The 7,178-nt window shown below is 73.9% G+C and carries 3 protein-coding genes and 1 pseudogene; 2 read left to right on the forward strand and 2 right to left on the reverse strand.

Features of this window, described 5'->3' with window-relative positions; translation table 11 throughout:
* Window positions 1-4 precede the first annotated feature (4 nt).
* Complete coding sequence (locus FB457_RS21215; protein ID WP_145782828.1) at window positions 5-2,263, reverse strand: SpoIIE family protein phosphatase; 2,259 nt, start codon at window positions 2,261-2,263, stop codon at window positions 5-7.
* Between the two features lie 162 nt (window positions 2,264-2,425).
* Here FB457_RS21215 and aspS point away from each other — a divergent pair, with 162 nt between their 5' ends.
* Together aspS and FB457_RS21225 are read left to right on the forward strand one after the other, a co-directional pair.
* Window positions 2,426-4,189, forward strand: coding sequence for an aspartate--tRNA ligase (gene aspS, locus FB457_RS21220; RefSeq protein WP_047016870.1), 1,764 nt, complete (start codon window positions 2,426-2,428; stop codon window positions 4,187-4,189).
* 181 nt (window positions 4,190-4,370) lie between these two features.
* Window positions 4,371-6,884 (forward strand): FtsX-like permease family protein, encoded by a 2,514-nt coding sequence (locus FB457_RS21225; RefSeq protein ID WP_486589090.1) that lies wholly within the window; start codon window positions 4,371-4,373, stop codon window positions 6,882-6,884.
* A 121-nt stretch (window positions 6,885-7,005) separates the two neighbouring features.
* Here FB457_RS21225 and pstB read toward each other — a convergent pair.
* Window positions 7,006-7,178: pseudogene (gene pstB, locus FB457_RS21230) on the reverse strand (phosphate ABC transporter ATP-binding protein); the annotation flags it as partial.

The raw sequence follows: 7,178 nt of genomic DNA on the forward strand, positions 1-7,178 counted from the left end.
CGCGTCAGAGGGCCGGCCAGTCCTCCTCGCGGAACTCGCACCAGATCTCCTTGCCGTCGCCCCGGGGTTCGGTGCCCCACTCGCCCGACAGCTCCTGGAGGAGGAACAGCCCGCGGCCCGAGGAGGACATCTCGCCCGGGTGGCGCAGGTGGGGGAGGCCGGTGTCGGCGTCGGAGACGGTGACGCGGAGGGTGCGGTTGCCGCGGGGGCCTTCGACGTCGGCGCTGACGTCGGCGTCGCTGTCGGTGTGCAGCAGTACGTTGGCGATGAGTTCGGAGAGGACCAGCTCCGCGGAGTCGACCTGCGTGGGGGTGGTCCAGTCGTAGAGCATCGCGCGCAGTTCGTGGCGGGCGTCCGCGGTGCGCTGCTGCTCCGCCTGGGGGACGGTGAGGTGCATGTGGCGGCCGGTGGCGGGGGGCGCGCTCGGCTCGCCCTCGACGGGCGGCAGGTCGCGGCGGAGGAGGACGAGCGCGATGTCGTCCTCCCGGCGCTCCACGTGCGGCCCGGGGGCGGCGTGGGAGCCGGGGCCGCTGACGACGTCGATGAGCGCGTCCGCCAGCGTCTCCAGGTCGTCGCCGACGTGGTCGGCGTACGCCCGCCGCAGCCGGTCGCGGCCTGTCTCCAGGTCGTGGCCGCCGGTCTCGATGAGCCCGTCGCTGCACAGCAGCATCAGCTCGCCCGGCTCCATGACCAGCCGGGTGACGGGGTAGTCCGGGTCCTCGACGACGCCCAGGGGAAGGCCGCCCGCGGTGGGGCGGACGAGGAGGGTGCCGTCGCCGATGCCCATGGCGGGGTCGAGGTGGCCGGCGCGGGCGATGGAGAGGGTGCCGGCGGCCGGGTCGGCCTTGATGTAGAGGCAGGTGGCGAAGCGGGGGTCGGCGTCGTCGGGCGGGGAGTCGCCTTCGAGGCCCTCGCGCTGGTTGAGCTGGGTGAGGAAGTGCGAGGCGCGGGTGAGGACGGCGTCGGGGTGGTGGCCCTCCGAGGCGTACGCGCGGATGGCGATGCGCAACTGGCTCATCAGCCCGGCCGCGCGCACGTCGTGGCCCTGCACGTCGCCGATGACCACGGCCGTCTTGCCGGACGGCAGCGTGATCACGTCGTACCAGTCGCCGCCGATCTCCAGACCGCCGCCGGTCGGCACGTAGCGCGCGGCGACGGTCATGCCCGGCGTCGGCGGCACCTCCTCCGGCATCAGACTCCGCTGCAGCCCGGCGGACAGCTCGCGCTCCGATTCGTGCACGTGCGCCCGGGAGAGCGCCTGCGCCAGCATGCGGGCGACCGTGGTGAGCACGGAGCGCTCGTCGGGGGTGAAGGGCGCGGGGTGGGAGAAGGCCGCCAGCCAGACGCCGATGACCCGGCCGGCCACGATCAGCGGTACGTACGCCCATGAGCGCCGGCCCAGCCGGCCGGCGAGCCGCCACGCCTCGGGGAAGCGGCGGCGGTACTCCTCGCGGCCGGCGATGTAGAGGGCGCGGCCGGTGCGGACGGCGACGGAGCCGGGGTAGTCGGAGTCGAGGGGGATGTCGTGGAAGGGCTCCTCGTCCTCGGGGCGGTAGCCGTGCTGGCCGATGACCTTGAGGTGGTTGCCCTCGACACCGAAGACGGCCATGCCGTCGGGGGAGAAGCCGGGCATCGACAGGGACGCGGCGACGCGCAGCACCTGGTCGGTGCCGCGGGACTCGGCCAGCGCACGCCCCGCGTCGAGCAGGAACGCCTCGCGGGACAGCCGCCAGTCGCTGGTCAGCGGCGACGGTGGGGAGGTGCCGGCGCTGGCGCCGGGCAGAGGCTCCACGACCTCCTGCACGATGCCGGACATGACCACGTCGCCGGAGCCGGCGGCCGCGGCGGGTCCGGTGGCGGCGGGTCCGGTGCCGGTGCCCGCGGCGGGTCCGCCGCCCGTACCCGCATCGGGACCGGCGCCCGGCGCCCGGTCCGTACCGTGTCCCGCCTCCGCCGGCTCACCGTCGCGGAACGGCCGCATCCTGGTCCGTACGACCCGCAGCACCGTCCCCCGCTCGTCCACGATCCGCAGCCGCGCCTCCGCCACGGTGCCCTCCGTGCGGGCCAGGTCCATCGCCCCGGACAGCTCGACGTAGTCCACCCCGTGGCAGCGGCCCCGGACGTCGGCCGCCGTCGTCTCCGCCGGCCGCTCGGGCAGCCCGACGAGCCGGGCGGCCTCGGCGTCCATGGTCACGGTGCCGGAGGCGGTGTCCCAGCTCCACACCCCGGTGCCGACGGCAGCCAGGACCTCCTCGGTGCGCATTGCCCTATTTTAAGGTGATTGCCTGCGTGCGGCCGTGGAAGACGGGGGCGGTAGTCTTGGCGGGCTGGACACTCCCCTGGCCGAACGGCGCCCTCCCGGCCCGGCCCCCCGGCCGCGAGCGAACCAAGCCGAAGACGACGAGTCCGACGAACTGGATGGATGATGCACCGGTACCGGTCCCACACCTGTGGTGAGCTGCGCGCGAGCGACGTCGGCAGCGACGTCCGCCTCTCCGGCTGGCTGCACAATAGGCGCGACCTGGGCGGCATCCTCTTCATCGATCTGCGCGACCACTACGGCATCGTCCAGCTCGTCGCCCGCCCCGGCACCCCCGGGAACGAGGCGCTGGCGCACCTCACCAAGGAGACCGTCGTACGGATCGACGGCAAGGTCGTCTCCCGCGGCGCCGACAACGTCAACCCCGAGTTGCCCACCGGCGAGATCGAGATCGAGGTCGGCGACGTGGAGGTGCTCGGCGGCGCCGAGCAGATCCCGTTCACCATCAACGCCGAGGACGGCGTCGGCGAGGAGCGCCGGCTCGAGTACCGCTTCCTCGACCTGCGCCGCGAGCGCATGCACCGCAACATCATGCTGCGCACCGCCGTCGTCACGGCCATCCGGCAGAAGATGACGGCCCTCGGCTTCAACGAGCTGACGACCCCGATCCTCTCGGCCACCTCCCCCGAGGGCGCCCGCGACTTCCTGGTCCCCTCCCGGCTGCACCCCGGCACGTTCTACGCGCTGCCGCAGGCCCCGCAGCAGTTCAAGCAACTGCTGATGATGGCCGGGTTCGACCGCTACTTCCAGATCGCGCCCTGCTTCCGCGACGAGGACGCCCGCGCCGACCGCTCGCCCGGCGAGTTCTACCAGCTCGACATGGAGATGAGCTTCGTCGAGCAGGAGGACGTCTTCGCCGTCATCGAGAAGGTGATGACGGAGCTGTTCGAGGAGTTCGGCGACGGCCGGCACGTCACGTCGCCGTTTCCCCGGGTCCCGTACCGCGACGCGATGGTCAAGTACGGCTCGGACAAACCGGATCTGCGGGCGGAGCTGGAGCTGTCGGACGTCACGGACGTCTTCGCGGAGAGCGGGTTCCAGGCGTTCGCGGGCAAGCACGTCCGGGCCCTGCCGGTGCCGGCCGTGCAGGACCAGCCGCGCAAGTTCTTCGACGCGCTCGGCGACTTCGCCGTCGAGCAGGGCGCGAAGGGCCTGGCCTGGGTGCGGGTCGGTGAGGGCGGCGCGCTGTCCGGGCCGATCGCGAAGTTCCTCACCGAGGAGAACGTGCGGGTGCTCACGGAGCGCCTGGGCCTGGAGGCCGGGCACGCCGTGTTCTTCGGCGCGGGCGAGACCGGCGAGGTCTCCAGGATCATGGGTGCGGTGCGCGTGGAGGCCGCGAAGCGCGCCGGGCACTTCGCGGAGGGCGTCTTCCGGTTCTGCTGGATCGTCGACTTCCCGATGTTCGAGAAGAACGAGGACACGGGCGAGATCGAGTTCTCGCACAACCCGTTCTCCATGCCGCAGGGCGGCATGGCCGCGCTGGAGAACAAGGACCCGCTGGACGTGCTCGCCTTCCAGTACGACATCGTCTGCAACGGCGTCGAGCTGTCCTCCGGCGCGATCCGGAACCACGAGCCCGAGGTCATGTTCAAGGCGTTCGGCATCGCGGGGTACAGCAAGGACGAGGTGGAGCGCGAGTTCGGCGGCATGCTGCGCGCCCTCCGCTTCGGCGCCCCGCCGCACGGCGGGATCGCGCCCGGCATCGACCGCATCGTGATGCTGCTGGCCGACGAGCCGAACATCCGCGAGACGATCGCCTTCCCCCTCAACGGCAACGCCCAGGACCTGCTCATGGGCGCGCCCAGCGAGGTCGACGAGGCCCGGCTGCGCGAGCTGCACATCGAGCTGCGCAAGCCCCAGCCCAAGTAGACGGCACATAGAGCGGAGAGGCTTTCCCACCGGCGTACGGGCCGGGGCGCCCGGCGGGCCCCCGGCCCGTGGTGGTGCCAGGTACACCCCGGAGCCGGGTGGGCATCCCATGGGGCGCGGGGACGCGAATTCCTAGGTTGATGTCATCGACATCGCAGAGGGGAACCGTCCCATGTGGGCCATGGCCATCCGTACGCTCCGCCACAGAACCGCCGCGCTCTCGGCGACCTTCCTGGCGCTCTTCCTGGGCACCGTCATCGTGATGACGTGCGGCGGTCTGCTGGAGACCGGCATACGCAACAACGCGCCGGCGCAGCGCCTCGCGGGCGCCGACCTCGTGGTCACCGGCGACCGCGACCTCCCCCGTGGCGACGAGACCGCCGTCCTCCCCGAGCGCCCCGCCCTCGACGGCTCCCTCACCGCGGCCGTGCGGAACGTCCCCGGCGTCGCACGCGCCGTCCCCGAGCGGGTCTTCGAGGCCGCCGTGCTCGGTGCCGGCGACGCCCCCGACGCCCAGGCCCACGGCTGGTCCTCCGCCGCCGTCACCCCGTACGAGCTGACCGGAGGCCGGGCCCCCGAGGGCCCCCGCGACGTGGTGCTGGACGAGGCGACGGCCCGCGCGTACGGCGTGCGCCCCGGCGACAAGGTGCGCGTCGCGGCGCAGGGGAGCGCCGAGGCGTACCGCCTGACCGGCGTGGTCCGCACCGCGCACGCCGTCGACCGCGGCGCCGTGTTCTTCACCGACGACCGCGCCCGCGCGCTCTCCCCCGCCGTCGCCGACATCGCCGTCACGGCCGCGCCCGGCACCGACCACGGCGAGCTGAAGGACCGTCTCGGCGAGGTCGTCGCGGACCGCACCGCGAAGGCGCAGACCCCGGCGAAGGTCGTCTCGGGCGACGACCGCGGCGCCGTCGAGTACCCCGAGGTGCTGACCCGCAAGGAGGATCTGATCGCGCTGGCCGGCGCCTTCGGCGGGATGGCCACCCTCGTCGCGGTCTTCGTCGTCTCCGGCACGGTCGCGCTCTCCGTCGAGCGGCGCCGCCGCGAGTTCGCGCTGCTCCGCACCATCGGCGGCACCCCGCGCCAGTTGCGCCGGCTGCTGCTCGCCGAGACGCTGATGGTCGCGCTGGTCGCCGGCGCGGCGGGCTGGTTCGCCGGGCCGCCCGCGGGGGAGCGGCTCTTCGAGGAGTTCACCGGCAGCGGCATGGTGTCGGAGGCCGTCGCGTACGAGCAGGGCTGGATACCCGCCGTCGCCGCGGGCGGCGCGCTGCTGCTGACCTCGCTGCTCGGCGGCTTCCTCGGCGGCCGGCGCGGGGTGAGGGTCACGGCCGTCGAGGCGATGGCGGAGTCGGCGGTACGGACCCGCTGGGCGACCCCGGCGCGGATCGTGGCGGCGCTGCTCTTCCTCGCCGGCGCGGTCGCGCTGGCCATCCTCACCTGGGTGCTCTTCGACGGCCCAATCGCCGCCAGCACCGCGGGACCCACCGTGCTCTGCGCGGCCATCGCCCTCGCGCTCCTCGGCCCGGGGCTGACGAAGCTGTGCACCGTGCTGATCTCGGGCCCGGTGAAGGCCGTCACCGGCGCCGGCGGCGAACTCGCCGTCCTCACCGCGCGGGCCCGTGCCGTCCGGATGGCGGGCGTCGTCACCCCGGTGATGCTGGCGGTCGCCATGGCCACCGCGAACCTGTACCTGCAGACCACCCAGACCGACGCCTCCCGCGAGGCGTACGCCGTGAACCTGCGCGCCGACGCCGTCGTCGACTCCGCCTCCGGCACCCTCGCCCCGGCGCTCACCGCCGACGTCCGCGCCACCGAGGGCGTCGCCGCGGCCGGCGCGTACGTCACCAGCACCGGCTGGATCGACGGCATGGGCGACGAGGACGGTGTACCGCTCCAGGGGATCGACGCGCGCGGGGCCGCCCGCACCACCGCCCTGGACCCGGTCGAGGGCGACGTCGCCGACCTCACCGGGCGGACCATCGCCCTGCCCGCCGGCGCCGCGGACGGCCGGCGCGTCGGCGACACCGTCGAGGTGCGCTTCGGCGACGGCGCCGCCGCCGAGCTGCGGATCGCCGCGCTCTTCGAGGGGCGCGCCGGCTACGACACCGTGTTCGTGCCCGCGGACCTCCTCGCCGCGCACACCGACGGCGCGCTGCCGCAGCAGATCCTCGTACGCGCCGCGGACGGGACGAGCGCCGCGGCGCTGACGGCGAACCTGGAGAAGACCCTCGCGGACCACCCCGGCACCACCGTCGTCGACCGCGACGAGCTGATCGAGGCCAATATCAAGGACACCAAGACCCAGGCGTGGGTCAACTACCTGATGGTCGGCATGATCGTCGCGTACACGGCGATCTCCGTGGTCAACAACCTGGTGCTCTCCGTCTCCGGCCGCCGCCGTGAGTTCGGGCTGCAGCGGCTGGCCGGCGCCACCCGGCGGCAGGTGCTGCGGATGCTGACGATCGAGGCGCTGATCGTCGCCGGGATCGGCGTGGCCCTCGGCACGGCCGCCGCGGCCACCGCGCTGGTGCCGTTCAGCCACGCGGCGGCGGACAGTCTGCTCCCCACGGGACCGCTCTCCGTCTACGCCGCGATCGTCTCCGGTGCCGTGGCCCTCGCGCTGACCGCCACCCTGGTGCCGGGCTGGGCGGCCCTCCGGGCGCGGCCCGCGGAGGCGGCGCTGGCGGAGGAGTGAGCGGGAGGGCCCGCCCCGGGTGCGGGGCGGGCCCTGGTGTCTTGCGGCGGCACCGCCAGGCAGCACCGCAAGACGGCTCGGCCGGCCGGGGTCCCGCGGGGCCCCGGCCGGAGTCGTCGGCTCAGCCGAAACGGCCCGACACGTAGTCCTCGGTCGCCTGCACCGACGGGTTGGAGAAGATCTTGTCGGTGTCGTCGATCTCGATGAGCCGGCCCGGCTCGCCGACGGCGGCCAGGTTGAAGAACGCGGTGCGGTCCGAGACGCGCGCCGCCTGCTGCATGTTGTGCGTGACGA

Source organism: Streptomyces sp. CNZ287 (assembly GCF_007827615.1).